At 58.5% G+C, this 14,527-nt stretch carries 15 protein-coding genes; 6 read left to right on the top strand and 9 right to left on the bottom strand.

What is annotated here, in order from left to right; translation table 11 throughout:
• Positions 1-154: 154 nt before the first annotated feature.
• The 4 genes from ACVW0B_RS06745 to ACVW0B_RS06730 form a co-directional block, all read right to left on the bottom strand.
• Positions 155-631: a hypothetical protein gene (locus ACVW0B_RS06745; RefSeq protein WP_457491276.1), complete on the bottom strand. Its 477-nt coding sequence runs from the start codon at positions 629-631 to the stop codon at positions 155-157.
• A gap of 338 nt (positions 632-969) precedes the next feature.
• Positions 970-1,587 carry an Npun_F5749 family FMN-dependent PPOX-type flavoprotein gene (locus ACVW0B_RS06740; protein ID WP_457490562.1) on the bottom strand — a complete coding sequence of 206 codons (618 nt, stop codon included), beginning with the start codon at positions 1,585-1,587 and terminating at the stop codon, positions 970-972.
• A 48-nt stretch (positions 1,588-1,635) separates the two neighbouring features.
• Positions 1,636-2,910 (bottom strand): GNAT family N-acetyltransferase, encoded by a 1,275-nt coding sequence (locus ACVW0B_RS06735; RefSeq protein WP_457491275.1) that lies wholly within the window; start codon positions 2,908-2,910, stop codon positions 1,636-1,638.
• A 200-nt stretch (positions 2,911-3,110) separates the two neighbouring features.
• Positions 3,111-3,764 (bottom strand): DUF3386 domain-containing protein, encoded by a 654-nt coding sequence (locus tag ACVW0B_RS06730; protein ID WP_011431766.1) that lies wholly within the window; start codon positions 3,762-3,764, stop codon positions 3,111-3,113.
• A 345-nt stretch (positions 3,765-4,109) separates the two neighbouring features.
• On the opposite strand from ACVW0B_RS06730, the gene murA reads away from it, so the two are divergent.
• The 3 genes from murA (at position 4,110) to sixA (ending at position 8,502) form a co-directional block, all read left to right on the top strand.
• Positions 4,110-5,432, top strand: a complete 1,323-nt coding sequence (gene murA / locus ACVW0B_RS06725) for a UDP-N-acetylglucosamine 1-carboxyvinyltransferase (RefSeq protein ID WP_457491299.1) — start codon at positions 4,110-4,112, stop codon at positions 5,430-5,432.
• Between the two features lie 185 nt (positions 5,433-5,617).
• A complete protein-coding gene (locus ACVW0B_RS06720; RefSeq protein ID WP_457491274.1) occupies positions 5,618-7,753 on the top strand; it encodes a lytic transglycosylase domain-containing protein in 2,136 nt (711 codons plus the stop codon).
• 137 nt (positions 7,754-7,890) lie between these two features.
• Positions 7,891-8,502: a phosphohistidine phosphatase SixA gene (sixA, locus tag ACVW0B_RS06715; RefSeq protein WP_457384650.1), complete on the top strand. Its 612-nt coding sequence runs from the start codon at positions 7,891-7,893 to the stop codon at positions 8,500-8,502.
• Between the two features lie 61 nt (positions 8,503-8,563).
• Here sixA and ACVW0B_RS06710 read toward each other — a convergent pair whose 3' ends face one another.
• On the bottom strand, positions 8,564-8,857 hold the full coding sequence (locus ACVW0B_RS06710) for a DUF3082 domain-containing protein (protein WP_457491273.1): 294 nt from the start codon (positions 8,855-8,857) through the stop codon (positions 8,564-8,566).
• Between the two features lie 84 nt (positions 8,858-8,941).
• Here ACVW0B_RS06710 and ACVW0B_RS06705 point away from each other — a divergent pair, with 84 nt between their 5' ends.
• On the top strand, positions 8,942-9,634 hold the full coding sequence (locus ACVW0B_RS06705; protein WP_457491272.1) for a J domain-containing protein: 693 nt from the start codon (positions 8,942-8,944) through the stop codon (positions 9,632-9,634).
• Here ACVW0B_RS06705 and ACVW0B_RS06700 read toward each other — a convergent pair.
• The 3 genes from ACVW0B_RS06700 to ACVW0B_RS06690 form a co-directional block, all read right to left on the bottom strand.
• Positions 9,626-10,495, bottom strand: coding sequence for an SDH family Clp fold serine proteinase (locus ACVW0B_RS06700; RefSeq protein ID WP_457384648.1), 870 nt, complete (start codon positions 10,493-10,495; stop codon positions 9,626-9,628). The genes ACVW0B_RS06705 and ACVW0B_RS06700 overlap by 9 nt on opposite strands.
• A gap of 70 nt (positions 10,496-10,565) precedes the next feature.
• Positions 10,566-11,447: a hypothetical protein gene (locus ACVW0B_RS06695; protein WP_457491298.1), complete on the bottom strand. Its 882-nt coding sequence runs from the start codon at positions 11,445-11,447 to the stop codon at positions 10,566-10,568.
• Between the two features lies 1 nt (position 11,448).
• On the bottom strand, positions 11,449-12,420 hold the full coding sequence (locus ACVW0B_RS06690; RefSeq protein WP_011431774.1) for a fatty acid desaturase: 972 nt from the start codon (positions 12,418-12,420) through the stop codon (positions 11,449-11,451).
• Between the two features lie 368 nt (positions 12,421-12,788).
• On the opposite strand from ACVW0B_RS06690, the gene psaK reads away from it, so the two are divergent.
• Both psaK and ACVW0B_RS06680 read left to right on the top strand, forming a co-directional pair.
• Positions 12,789-13,034 carry a photosystem I reaction center subunit PsaK gene (gene psaK, locus ACVW0B_RS06685; RefSeq protein ID WP_414332568.1) on the top strand — a complete coding sequence of 82 codons (246 nt, stop codon included), beginning with the start codon at positions 12,789-12,791 and terminating at the stop codon, positions 13,032-13,034.
• Positions 13,035-13,270: 236 nt separating this feature from the next.
• Positions 13,271-13,408, top strand: coding sequence for a photosystem II reaction center protein K (locus ACVW0B_RS06680; protein WP_414350277.1), 138 nt, complete (start codon positions 13,271-13,273; stop codon positions 13,406-13,408).
• 338 nt (positions 13,409-13,746) lie between these two features.
• Here ACVW0B_RS06680 and ACVW0B_RS06675 read toward each other — a convergent pair whose 3' ends face one another.
• Entirely contained in the window at positions 13,747-14,286 is a 540-nt protein-coding gene (locus tag ACVW0B_RS06675; protein ID WP_414332564.1) for a DUF3611 family protein, read from the bottom strand.
• Positions 14,287-14,527: the final 241 nt, after the last annotated feature.

Raw genomic sequence — 14,527 nt, 5'->3', positions numbered from 1 at the left:
TCTAGCTTGAAATGACTATGGTTTGGAGACTGTTCTCAAAATGTTCTGTTGCTTGGATCCTCCCCCTTTGGCCCAGAAGAGTGAGGAATGGAGAAGTTGCCCCAGAGGAGTTTGAGGTGACCGCTGCAAATGTCCAAGCTGCGCGCGGAGCACCCTAAGGCTGCAAGATCATCGACCAGGAGCCGCTCTCCCCATCCCAAAACGGGGCCAGAGACTCTCCCACCACATTTGGCCCCCAATAGCGGCGGGTTCCATCCAGGGCGAAAGCCACCACAATGTCTCCGGGGCCGATTTGCAGCGGTTCCTCTCCCAAGCTCAGCAGCAATCCTTCGCTGCCCCCTTCTCCAGGTGCAAAATCCCAGTGGGCTGTCTCTGGATTGATCATCCGTTCGCCGCTGCGCATCAAGATCACCAGCCGAACCGGATGGGGCGTGCGATTGCCGACACGAAAGGGTCCTGTGCGGGCGGAGGTGGGGACAGCCTGGGGGGGCAAGGCAGGTTCTGAGTGCAGAACAGGGATAACATTCCCCTCAACAGAATCTTCCAAGGCTTTCAGCGTCGGTTTCTCCAGAGTCTGTGCCCTCAATCCCTGCACAAGAACCCCTACCCCAACCAAAGCGACAGACAACACTAGGGATCCCTTGCCCCTCAAAGCTCTGTTCAGCAATGGGCCGCCGGCGAAAAAAGAGGCAACAGCCTGAGCGAATGAGCAGATCAAGACGCACATCGAGACCACTGCAAGCCAAAGTGATACGTGTCGAGTTAGACAAAAGGCATCAACTGCTGCCCTACCCCTGATAGACCAGCCATACGCGTACAGAGTTCCATCAGAGGATAACGCCCCCACCGTGCAGAACACGATCGTTCAGCTACGTTAACACGTCCATTCCTCATATTCCCTGTGCTTTGGAGGAACAAGGAATAAGGGATCCCCCACTCCAGACCAGGCTAAGCAAGTTTGGATCGCCTTCAGGGATTCACGGCCCGACGCTGCCACCCTTGGGAGGTACGTTCGTACACTGTCCGCAATTGGGGATAGATCTGATCCCCCTTAAGCTGCAAGTGATCCACCTCTGTTGGCTCCAGCAGTAATGCCACAAAAGTCTGCGGGGGCAGCGGATCTTTCTCTTTCGGCAACTCTTGAATAAAAGCCTCTGGCGGGGCGAGCGGCCCTTTGGGTTCCGGCCAAAACCAGAGGAGCCGTCCTTTTTCCGATATTTGTTGCCACAACTGCTGCCGCTGGCGCTGGGCCTGGGGATCCGGATGATCGGCGGCGATGGCCTCAAGGGTGCCAGCGATGCGGAATTGCTCGCGGGTTTTGCAGAAATACCAGCAGATCTGGGCTTGGGGGCAGTGGGCAATTTGTCGGATCTTCTCGCTGCGACTATCCACCGCCAATTGAATGCGGTCGGTATCGCCCAAAAACCCCCGGAAAACGACCGTGCGGTTGCGCGGATGCCCCTGGGGATCCACCGTGGCCAATTGCAAATACCGCACACCGGGATCGCTACGGTTCCGGTGCAGTGCCGCCTGAATCAGCGCCCGCCAAGAGGGATCCGCAGTAGAATTGCCCTTCGGGTCTTTCATCCGTTTTTCGCAAGGTGCAAGCAAGCCGGGATTGGGGCTCTCTCTCCCTTAGCTAGGGGGTGGAGAGGCCTCAGATTGGGAGTCTCTGGAGAGCCCTGGTGAAGACTCCACACCGCTGACGCGACCAGAGCTGGGATCCGGCTCGGTTGGGCTAATGGGATGAAAGTGGTGCTCTACCCAGCCCTCCGGCGGCCCCTCAAACCGCTCCGGCACCGGCTGCTTCACCTGTAATCCCCGCAACACCGCGTTGAGATAAGCACTATCCCAGGTAAAGAGGCGGCTTTCGCGGATTTTGTGCCACACCGAACGCGACATCAGCAACGTCCGCTCTACATCCTGGGCTCCCAGCTTCAGCAAGAACTCCTCCCGTTCCGGCTGGTAATCGGTGGAGGCCAAGGCCAGAGATTGCGGCGGATGAGCCTGAGTAAGCTGGGCCATCTTGGCCATGAGTTCGGGGTAAAGCCAAGTGTAGGCAGGGTGAACCGTAAGCTTGGCCACATGAGGTTGCTGCCCGGTGCGATCCAACTTCAAGTTGAAGTAGCCGATGGCGGTTTTGCGTTCGGGCTCGTAAACACACACTTCCACCCGCTCCGTCTGGCTAATGGCGCATTTGGCCTGCTCCAAAAGCCAATCCAGTGGGCTAGTGCGAAAATCGTTCACCTCACGGTCGTACACCTGGCGCACAGTGGCCGGCATGGATCCCGTATCCAGTTGGTAGATGGCATAGGCATCCCGATTGGTCACCGGCACCAGGTTGGGCAATTTGGGCTCGTGCTGGCTGAGAGCTGCCAGAATATCGGCTGGAATCGACCAGTAGGTGATCTGAGCCAAGGGTTGGAAGCCGTTGCGCCGGTAGAGCGCCATTGCCCCCTTGTTGTGGATGTTCACCTCCAGGATCCAGGTGCGAGCTTCCCGAAAGTGCTCCATGCAGTGTTTGAGCAGCCGGGATCCCACCCCCTGTCGCTGGGCAGAGGGCGCCACTGCGATATGATCGACCCGCCAGGTGCTGCGGGAATGGTTGAAGGGAGAAACCTGAATCACCCCCTGAATCTTGCCCTTCAGCTCCGCCACATGCACCGTAAACATGTGCTGAAAGCGATTGGGAAACAGGGTCAGGGTTTTCAGGGGCCCATACCACTGGCGCAACCGCCGCACTTGGCGACGAATATCCACCGAGCGGCTGCTGTACTCTTCATCAAAGGCTTGCGCCAAAATCTCTTCCACAGCCTCCAGATCCCCCAGTTGGGCGGGGCGAATGATCAGGTCAGGGGTACCAATGGGGGCTTCGGAATCCGGGTCAGGTTTTGCTGTGGTGTTGTCCATGCCAATCGCAGGCGGGAGAATATTCAAAGCATAGCTCAGGCTCTCTTGCTTTTTCTAACCGGGAGGATCATTCCGCAACAAAGCTTGAAAGCCTACAGACTGGCTTTCCCGTTATCGAGAAGGGCTTGATCCGGTAGCTGCCCAACAGTGACGAACGGGAGAGCTGGCCCCCTACCCTGCTGGGGTCAATGCCGGGTCGCTCACGCCCCAGTGTCCAGCAAGGTCAAGTTGCTGAAGGTGAAGCGCTTCTCCACAGGGCCGGTTTCCGTCTCCGTCTGGATACGCCGCTCCGAGAGGATGTAATACTTGCCCACTTTTGTGTACAGATCCTCGAATTGGCTGCGCCCGCCTTTTTGCTCGCCCGTTTGGGGATCGTGATAGACGGAATCGTAGCGGTGGGAAAGATAGCCTTCGCCGGTATCGTGGCTGCTGAAGGTGTGGATGGTAACCACCACTCCGTGGATATGCCGGTGCACCATAGTAACCTGGTTATCGCGCACGTGGTAGCGATCCCCTTCGGCTTTGCCCCCCACCAGGATCTCCACTGTGCCATCGGGCAGGGTTTGGCCGTAACGGAAGGTGTTGTTCCCATGGGTCTCGTCGAAGCTGCGGCGCACCCGGTGAATGGCAATCTCCCAGAGTTGGTTGTGAATGGCTTTTCGAGCTTCCTCATCTTCTACGCCCGTAACGGTGGCCTTTAGGTCTGCTCCCACTCGCACCTGCCCAACGAATGTGCGCTCCCCATCCCAATAGGTGACCTCGGCGCTGTAGCCCGGGAAAGCGGGATCCCAGGTGTAGCGGTTTTCATAGGCGGCCCGAAACAACTCTTGGGCAGAGACTTGAGTGGCAATCATCGGCTGTCTCCTTCCTGTTTTCCTTGCAAGCACTTCCCCTGAGCATCCATCATACCGCCCCCTGCTGTTGGGCTGCCCCCCAGTTGCCTTCGCTGAGAACCTGCATCTGGTGAACTGGCCTAGCCGCTCCCCTGTCCGCTGCTGCAGGATAGAAGCACAGCCATGGGAACTTCTTCCTCACACCCAATTTGGCTTGCGAGTTTAGCCGCTGCTGTGATCCCCAGAGTATTCTCTGAGAAGGGTTCGCCTATTTTTTGTGGGTGAGGAGGGAGATTGAAAGGTTTTGACAATCGCGTCAGCGGGGCGGATCCCCTAGAGCCTGGCCTGACGCCGCCCCAGACCGGCATGGCAACCGCGCCAGAGATGATGGGGCCAGTGCTGAAAATCATTGGCAAGCAGACCCTGAGTGGCCACATCCCTATTGGCGGGGCGAAAAACTCTGCCTTGGCGCTGATGGCCGGGGCCATCTTGGCTCCTGAGGCTTGTCGAATTCACAATGTGCCCCGTCTGCTGGACATTGAACGCATGGGGCAGATCCTGGCCACGCTGGGAGTTAAGGTTTCCCATGTTGGCAATACCCTGGACCTGGATGCCAGCTCCCTCAAAACCTCTCAAGCTCCCTATGAATTGGTCAGCCAGTTGCGGGCCAGCTTTTTCATCATAGGGCCTCTGTTGGCGCGGCTGGGGGTGGCCAGAGTTCCCCTGCCCGGCGGCTGTGCGATCGGGTCTCGTCCTGTGGATCTGCATGTGCGGGGTCTACAAGCCTTGGGGGCGACGGTACAAATCGAGCATGGGGTGGTTCATGCCTATGCCCGTAAACTGTTGGGAACCCGTATTTACCTGGACTATCCCAGCGTCGGTGCCACCGAGACCTTGATGATGGCCGCTACGCTGGCGGATGGAGAAACGGTGATCGAGAACGCCGCCCAAGAGCCGGAGGTGGCGGATCTAGCCCGTTTTTGTCAAGCCATGGGGGCCCGCATTCGCGGTGTCGGCACCAATACGGTTGTGGTGGTAGGGGTGCCCCGCTTGCATGGAACAGAGTACACGGTCATTCCCGACCGCATTGAGGCCAGCACCTATCTCATTGCCGGGGCCATTACCCGCTCTCACCTCACAGTTGGCCCTGTTATTCCCGATCATCTGCGGGCGGTGATCGCCAAGTTGCAAGCCATGGGTCTGCGGGTGGAAGAAGAGGGCCCAAACCGGTTGCGCATTGCCCCAGCTCAACTGAGCTCAGGCTGGCTGTGTCAGGCAACTGATATTCAAACGCTGCCCTATCCCGGTTTCCCCACCGATGTGCAGGCGCCGATCATGGCTTTGGCCGCCTTGAGCGAGGGCAGTTGCACCATTGAGGAGACAGTGTTTGAAAACCGCATGCACCACATTCCCGAGCTCAACCGCATGGGAGCCGATATTCGCCTGAAGAACCGAGTGGCCCTGATCCGGGGGGTGCCGTCTCTTTCCGGCGCTCCGGTGGTGGCTACCGACCTGCGGGCGGGTGCGGCCCTGGTGTTGGCCGGTCTGGCGGCTGAAGGCTGCTCCACGATCTACGGATTGCACTACATCGACCGTGGCTATGAAGCCATTGACGAAAAGCTGCGCAGTGTCGGGGCCAAGGTGTACCGCAGTGAAAGCCCGACAGGGATCCCGCAATTGGGGAAATGAGCTGTTTCACCGCCGTTTGAAGTTTGAAGAAATCGTTGCATCTCTCCCTGCCTATCGCCTGGCCACAATGCGCGGCGACCGCTTGCTGGGTGAGCTTTCCAGCCATGTTGCAAGTATCGAGTCGTCCGGTGGCTCAACGCAGTCGGGTTGAGTATCTTAGTTCAGAGGTGGTGGGGAGGTAAAGCATGGGGATCCTGACAAGTAACCAACGACGCTGGACAAGATGGGCTGCCGGTGTGCTGGCAGCAGGAGCGGCTCTGGGTGGAGCTGTCTGGGGCTTCTACACCTCATCCTGGGCAGAAACCGTAGAAGTGGCCTCTGCACGAGAAGGCAGGGATCCGACGCAACTGCCTCAAACTTCCACAGTGGCCTTTCTGCAAGCCTATGCAGCGCTACAGGCCGGCCAAGCGCAATCTGCCTTGAAGGATTTGCAGGGGCTGGAAGAGAGCCTGCCGGTTCTGAGGGAAGAGATTTGGAAGCTCAGGGCCCAAGCCTATGAACAGTTGCAGGACAAGGAAACAGCCCAAGGGATCTGGTGGCCCCAGATTTTGCAGGAATATCCCCACAGTCCTGTGGCCGCCTACGCCCTCTGGGGGATGGGCCAGGTGGATCGGCTGCGGCAGCAATTTCCCACCCACCCGCTGACTGGACGTGCCCTCAAGCATTTGCTGGAGCTGGATCCCGACCGCTATGACCTGCTGCGGGATTTGGCCCAACATCACCCGCAAACCCCTGGGCTAACGCCGTTGCTGGATCGCTGGCGGCAGGCTCAAGAGGGATCCCTCACGGCTTCCGACTGGCAGATCCTCGCCGATGCCTACTGGGAGCAACGGGAGTACGGCAAAGCTGCCCGGGCCTATGGGCGTGCCCCCGCCACCTCTCAGAACCTCTACCGCTGGGGCCGCAGCCACCAGATCTCGCGGGAGTTTCCCCAGGCCAAAGCGGCTTACCAAGCGCTGCTGGCACAGTTTCCCGATGGGCCAGAGGCTTCTCTCACCCGCCGCCGTTTGGCGGAACTGAGCGACCTGCCGACGGCGATCGACTTGCTTCGACAGGTGGGATCCGGCTCAGATAAAGAAGCTCCAGAGGCGTTGCTCAGCCTCAGCCAGCTCTATGATCGCAACGCCAGCCCCCAATCGGCCCAAGCCACCCGGCAAGCCCTTTGGGATCGCTTTCCGGCCAGCGAAGCTGCGGCCAATGCCGCCTGGACGGTGGCCTGGAGCCAAGCACAAGCAGGCAATCTCAGCCAAGCCATCGCCCTGGCCCAACAGATCGGATCTGCTCAGCGGGATACAGAAATGGGGGCACAACTGCTCTACTGGGCGGGCAAATGGCGGGAACAGCAGGGGGATGTGGCTGCAGCTCGGCAGACCTATCGGCAGGTACTGCGTCAGTTTCCCCACACCTACTACGGCTGGCGGTCGGCAGTGCAACTGGGCTGGCCGGTGGGGGATTTCTACAGCGGGCGCAAAAGAGTGGAGGTGGATTTTCAGCCGGTGCGCCAACCGTTGCCGGGGGTCTCTGCAGTTACGCAAACCCTGCATTTGATGGGAGCCAGCCAACTGGCCTGGGAACGCTGGCAGGGCGAAACTCCGGTGCAGCGGGATCCCCGCCAGATGAGCGTTGCCGAGCGCTTTGTTACGGGCATTTTGCGCAACAGCGCCGGAGATCACCTGCGGGGCATTAACCAGGTGGCTGCTTTGCGCTTTAGCGAAGAGCCGGATCCCTTGCTGGAGACGTTGAGGCAGCGCCAAGATTTCTGGCAGGCCATCTATCCGCTGCACTACTATGCCGGCCCAGACAATTCCTGGAGCGGGGATCCCTACGCCCAACCCGGCTTGGCCCACTGGTCACGGCAATTTAACCTCAATCCCTTGATGGTGGCGGCTTTGATCCGGCAGGAATCCCGCTTTGAGCCAGAGATCGTCTCGGCCTCGGGGGCTTTGGGCTTGATGCAGGTGATGCCCGCTACTGGCCGCTGGATTGCCCAGCAGATCGGCCTGGCCCAGTACAGCCTCACCAACCCCGCCGACAATCTCTACCTGGGATCCTGGTACTTCGACTACACCCACCGCACTTACCAAGACAACACCTTGCTGGCCCTGGCCAGCTACAATGGTGGCCCCGGCAATGTGGCCAGATGGCTGAACCGCTTTGGCTTCGGGGATCCGGACGTGTTTGTGGAGCAGATCCCCTTCCCCGAAACCCGGGGCTATGTGAAGTCCGTGTTTGGCAACTACTGGAACTACTGGCAGCTCTACACCCAGGAGGGGCGCACTCTGGTCAGCCAGCGACTGCATAACCCCTCGTCTTCTTCATGACTTCCGGTTTTGTCGCGGGAGTGCTGCCGTAAAGGGAGTGGGCTTTTTTCCCACAGTATTCTGGGAGAGTTACAGTTATTCCAAGATTTGGCAGTCAAGATTTGACAGTGCCGTTCGCGCTGACAGGACGGGGTTCTATGGTCTCTGGGTCTGAACAACAGGAGAGCGTTCGCGTTAGCGGTGCGGAGCACTATCGCGTTAGCGGTGCGGAGCACTATCAGGGGGCGGCAGAAAAGCAGACTGCCCGACAGGAATTGGCCGTGGATTTTATTCGCCATGGCATAGCCGAGGAACCCCGGCCAGAAGTCGAGGATGCCTTTCGGGCCCTTACAGACGAAGGTCGCAGGCGCTGCCGCAAGATTGCCCGCCAGCTCAAGAACATGGGCTGGAGGTGGGATCTCCTGCTCACCAGTCCCCTGGTGAGGGCTCGGCAGACGGCTGAGATCTTTTTGGACGAGAACCTGGCCGAAGCTGTGGAGGTGTTTGAACCGCTGGCTCCGGGCGGCAGTTTTGCTGACCTGGTGCGCTGGCAAGCAGAGCGGGAACCTCTGGCGTCTTTGGCTCTGGTCGGTCACCAGCCGGATCTGAGCCTGTGGGTGCAAACGGCCATTGGGCTGAACCCGGCCCATGCCGACGCGATCACCCTCAAAAAAGCGGGCCTAGCCCAAGTGCGCTTTGCCGAAGGCCGGATTGACTACCGCCAGGGATCCCTGACTTTGTTGCTCTCCCCCAAGGTGGTGCTGCGCTGAGAAGAAGCTGGCTCATCATGATAAACGCCCAACGAGTCGGCCAGAGGTTGTGCCCCTAGGTTCAGCGCTGAGAGGAGGTCAGCCGCTCTCCCAGCAATTGCACACAATAGGCCGCCAGCCCCAACCCCACCATGGCAAACATGAAGGCAATCAGGGAAACGGAACCGACCAGCAGGTAGCGCACCAGAATGCTGATTCCGCGGGCCAACGATCCAGTCTCCACCTCAATTGGCGGCAACTTGGCCAACATCGAGAGCAGCAGTTGAAAAAAACCGTAGCCCAGACTGACGGCGATGGCGGCCCCCAAGAGGGCACTGAAAGGATGGGGGGATCCCTGGGGCGAGGCGGAAGACATGGGGCAGCACCGGAAAACTCACCTTTATTCTAGGCTGCAGGTACAATGTGGAAGTTTCTTTTCTTTCCGGCAAGCCTAGGGGTTATGGAGAGCGGATCGGGAGTGGGATCCCACTACGAAGTTTTGGGCGTTTCCGTGGCGGCGACGGCGGAGGAGATCAAGTCTGCCTACCGTCGTTTGGTCAAGTATCACCATCCCGATAGCCTGCTGGCCAAAAAAGATCGGGCCACCGCTGAGCGCATCCGCCAGATCAACGCTGCCTACGCGGTGCTCAAGGATCCCCAATCTCGCCGCGAATACGATCGGCAACTGCACTCCAGCCGCACCTCACCCCGCCCCCAGCCGACGGGATCCCCCCGTGAAACCGTCAGCCACGAAGCCATCGCCCGCGCAGCCTGGATCCGACAGGTCTACACCCCTCTAAACCGAGTGTTGGGGCCCTTGTTGTCTTCCCTAAAGCCTCAGTTGAATGCTTTGGCGGCGGATCCCTTTGATCCCGACCTGTTGCAGTCTTTTGCTGACTATCTGGAAGAGTGTGCGCAGAAACTGGCCCAAGCCCAGCAGATCTTTGGCCGCCTCCCCAATCCCAGCAGCCTGGGGGGAGTGGCTTCTCGCCTCTACTACGCCCTCAACCACCTAGAGGACGCTCTAGAGGAGCTGCAGTATTTCCCCCTGAACTTCGACGACCGCCATCTGCACACCGGACAAGAGCTGTTTCGCCGGGCAAGAGGGCTGCGCCTGGAAGCCATGGAAGCTTACGCCAAGAGTTCACCCTAGGCCAGAGCGGGATCCCCCTCTGGGCAGAGCGGGGCGGGGATCATAGGGGATGGGGATGTACTGCACGGAAGGGCGGCCCATGGTGGCCTGTGGGTACAAGTCCATCAGGGCATAGATTTGGGGTGGCAACTCGGTAGAAATGGGCAGGCCCAACCTTTGGGCTTCTTCGGCGGTGATGGGGTAGTCGTGGGTAACTTGTCCGCTGGTTAGGTACTGGATGAGGGGCTCGATGCGTTCGGGGGCAATTTTGCGCTTGGGCACATCGTCCTTCAAGAGATCCCGCACGAAGTTCTGCACCTGTTGCATTGCTTTGCGGGCCAGATCCGCCAGGATCAAGGTTTGGTCGTCGATTTCGGCAATGGGTTTATCCGCCACCACCTGCAGAATACTGGCGGCAGCATACCCCCCCAACTGCGGATCCACCGGCCCCAGGACTGCATTGGCATCCATGACGATTTCATCGGCGGCCAGGGCCAGCATTGTCCCCCCCGACATGGCGTAGTGAGGCACGAAGACCGTCACTTTGGCCGGATGGCGGATCAGGGCGCGGGCAATTTGCTCCGTGGCCAGCACCAGGCCACCGGGGGTATGCAAAATCAAATCAATCGGGGTATTGGGTGGGGTAAGGCGAATCGCCCGCAATACCTGCTCGGAGTCCTCGATGCTGATGTAGCGGGAAACCGGGATCCCCAAAAAACTAATCGACTCCTGGCGGTGAATGAGCAGAATCACCCGGCTGCCCCGCTTTTGCTCCAACTCCCGAATGGCCATCAAGCGCCGGAACTCTTGGGCACGACGGTTCAGCAGAGGTTGCAAAGAGCTGAAGATCAGGAAAATCCAGAACAGGCTGCCCCAGTCCACTTTCGCACCTCAAGTGGGATCCCTTTGCTTCCAGGATAGGGGATAGCAAACCTTTGGTGATCCCTGAGCCTCATGAGTTGGGTTCAGACGCCGCAAAAAAGCGATCCAAAGCCTGCAGCAAATCCGGTACGGAAGCTTGGTCAATCCAGGATCGAATATAAGCCTGCTGCTCCGCCAAGTTTTCAATGCGGCCCAACTTTTGCATGGCCAAGTAGCGGGTTTCTGCCTCGGCGCGATTGGTTTGCAAGTCCAGCCGCTGCTCCGGGGTCAGCGGATACTCCGTTTGGGCCAACAGGTGATCGGCCACCATCATGAACAGCAGAGGCCCCGCCAATTCCACCTGGGGCTCGGCTTCTGGCTCAGAATCGGCAGCAGCGAGATCTTGGAGATCTTGAAAAAGATCCTGACCCAGTTGCAGCAGCTCCTCTGCTGAAGCCGCCCGCAGCACCGTCTCGGCAGTGGCCCGGAGCGGCTCTGGGGAAACCCTGTGGTGGATGGCCAATTCCGCCAGGGCCTGTTCCCATTGATCCCGTTGGGCTTGCACCACAGCCCGCTCTTCTGGAGAAAAGTCCAACCGCTCCAGCACCACCTGCAGAGCCACAGCCCCCACCAACAGGGGGGGGAAGCGCAGCACTGTAGAGGCGGATCCCGCCTGCTCCAAAAAGGCTTCCAAATCCGGGCCGGATCCCCTGTCCAGCAAGTCCTGCAAGTAGGCCAGCACCTCTTGGGGCGAGGTCAACCTGAGGATCCCTCGCACCTGTGCCCGCAAGTCTGCGGGGATCCCAAGGAGCTGCACCTGGACTTCGGCCCGCGCCTGCGCTTCTGCAATCAACTCCGGCAAATCTGCCGTTGCCCGACCGGCCTGCAACAAAACCTGGCTAGAGTCCTGCAACAGGCTGGCCGCTTCCACAAACAGCAGCACCTGCGGGACTTGCAGCGTTGGCCAAACCATGCTAGCCAAGCTGTGGATCCGCAGGGGATCCCTCCGATTCTGGATTGGCTGGAGCAGCGGGGTGAGCTGAAGTGGGCTTGTGCCAGTGCAGACCGATCAGAGCATCGTACAAAAAGCCCCAGAACTCTCCCTTCTCCCAGATCCCCAGCGTTTGCTGGCAGTTGCGCGCGTCCAGCTCAGGTTTGGCTGCCCAGTAGGCTGCTTGGTATTTGTACCAGGGAACAGAAGGCCAGAGATGGTGGATCAGGTGATAGTTTTGCCCCAACAGCAGAATGTTGGTCAGCCATCCGGGATAGACGCGGGCATTGTACCACCGCTCTTGGGATTGAAAAGGGCGATGGGGCAGGTAGTCAAAAAACAAGCCCAGCAAGAACCCCATGATAAAGGCAGGGGGTAGCCAATAGTTCATGATGTAGTCGGTGTAGCCGAAGTAGCTGGCCAGACCAAAGGTCAGGATAACCACCAGCCGACTCAAGCCCCACTCCAGCAGATCCCAGCGACCTTTCCGCCAGAGCTGCCGCTTAAAGAAAAACACCTCATGGTAGAAAAACCGCGGCGCGATCAGCCACAGCGGCCCTCCCGTTGAGACATAGTGATCGGGATCGTCTTCAGGATGGTTGACGTGGGCGTGGTGCTGCATGTGTACCCGCTTAAAGACGGGATAGACAAAACCCTGCAACAGGGCAGAGCCGTGTCCGAGTGCCTCGTTCAGAAAGCGGTTGCGGTGGGCCGAGCCATGGGAAGCATCGTGAATCACCGTGCCCAGAACATAGAGGGCCACAAAATTGAGCCAGAACACCATCCATTTGGGCCAGTGCCAAAAGGCGTACCCGCCAAAGCAAGAGGCCGAAAGCACCACCGCAGCCAAAAACATCAGCAAGGTGGGATTCCAAAATTCCGAGGGTGGCCCCAACAGCTCACGAGGCAATGCGAAAGGTTTTTGGGCTGGTTCAGCAGTAGCAGCAACAGTCATCGGCAGCCATCCTTAGGTGCGCACAGTGCAGACAGAGAGGATGGGTCGAGGCAGCGCGTCCCAGTCATCACACCGAAAAGAGATCGAAGAGATAAGTTTGTTAACTTTCGTTAGTATACGGCAGAGACCTGCCCAGCTTCTCAGCCCAAGCCTTATTTTCCTCACAACCCCAGCCCTGGGGGCACCTTCCTCTCCTGGCCAAGGATTCCTGAAGGATCCCGGCAACGGCAAACTGCCCCTGAAGCCAGAGAAAAGCCGTAGTGTGAGGTTTTGTTGCAATTCATGTGCAGATTGCGAGGGGATCCCATCCGGGGTTCAGCAGGAGCGGTAATCTAAGGGTCGGTCAACCTGAGTTGAGGACGAAAACCATGATGCCTGTTGTCGCGCCGCTGGCTTTGACCGCTCAAACCAGCCCCTGGTCCCCCCTGAGCGCCGTGATCATTCTGCTCTGCACAGGGCTGGCTTACCTGAGCTTCAAATCCTCTTCTGGAGTGGCCTCAGAGACCGGGCCAGTACTGGGAATGACCTGGCCGGAAGTCATTGGGGTTGCCAGTTTTGGCCACTTGCTGGGGGTGGGGGTCGTTTTGGGCCTCTCCAACATTGGCGTTCTTTAGGCTGACGCGAACGGAAGAGGGAACGCCTGGGGAAATAAGCACCGCTGTCGTGGAGGGACAACCCAACACAGTAAGTGCTGTCGCAGAACCAGGAACCAGAATCCCTTGCCTGTAGGCAGGGGGGTATGTCAAGTTTCTTGAACTTGGCCGGGATCCCTGCTTGGTGATGTTACACTCTATTTCGATTCTGAAAAAAGCAGTTCCTTCAGCCGCGTTTTCCCCTGAGGTTTGTTGCCATGTCAGCGATGATGCTCCTGGCCAGTTTGCCGGAAGGCTATGAATTGTTTGACCCGCTGATCGACATTTTGCCGATCATCCCTGTTCTGTTTTTCCTGCTGGCCTTTGTCTGGCAAGCGGCAGTGGGCTTTAAGTAAAGCCATTGCTTTTACTGAGGTCGCAAAGGTCTCAAAGGCCTGGGTGGTCTGGAGAAAACTCAAGCAAACCTAAAGGGCTTCCCCCAGCTTATCTCCCAAGTTGGGGGCTCTTTGCTTTGCCCATTTATGGTCATTTCGATTCAAACTAGGACACTGCACCCACGCCTAAAACGTTAAATGCACCGTGCCAGAAGGCCTTTCAAGGACTCCGTCCCGCTAGCGCGAACAGTAGCTCAGGTGTCTTGCCCTGAACTGGAACGACTGTAAACGACTATAAAAACAACAAGCCGTCTCGCCACTGTCCACATGACTCCCAAAGGTGGGCCAGGGATCCGGCGCTAGGGCTCACGGTCGAGGACACCGGTAATCCAGAGAACCCCTGCCAAGCAGACGAAGTGGGCAAACGTCACGTTGATGTTGGCGGCCAGCAGCAGCACTCCTGTCACCTGGTTGGCCTGGGTGCGGGAAAACATGCGCGCCAACAGCTCGCCCACTTGGGCTTCCATACCAATCAAAGCAAGGAAGGCCCCAATGAGGCTGACATAGGTGACCAACTGCAACTGCTTGGGCAAATCCAATTGGCTTAGGGCATCAGCAGAAGCTGAGCGGCGCTCCGCGTGGAGCAAGTAGCGCCAGTTGAAAAATAGACCGGCTGCCAGGGTGAGCAATGTAAACAAGGTGAACCAGAAGGCGATGACAGCCCCCAGCGAGTCATCTCGATAGACGGTATTTTGGCCGATTAAAAAGCCAAACCACAGCAGCAGCGCCGTCGCCCCCAAGATTGCCTGGAACCAAAACCCAAAGCGACGAGTCATGCGCAAACGAGACTTCATCCGCTCGATAGCCGCCCGTACTGACGGCGACATGGGCTCGTTCATCTTTTTCCCCGCTCGCCTGGATGAACACCAACGTTCGCTTCCAGCCTATCTTCATTCTCCGGCCCCAGTCACCAAATTTTCGGGCTGGAGGCCTGCACCATAGCCGCAGGCTTGGTGTCGGGAGGAAAGCCCTCCTCCATATAGGTTTTGCTGGTCAAAAGTCTGGATAAACTACAATAAGCCCATGAGCCAGACTATCTCTGTACGTTGCAAGCTGATAGTCCCACAAGAGTTGCGTCAA

It is taken from the genome of Thermostichus sp. MS-CIW-23 (assembly GCF_054059455.1).
Note: the sequence above shows the minus strand (reverse complement) of the source record. Positions and strands in the feature narration are given on the sequence as shown.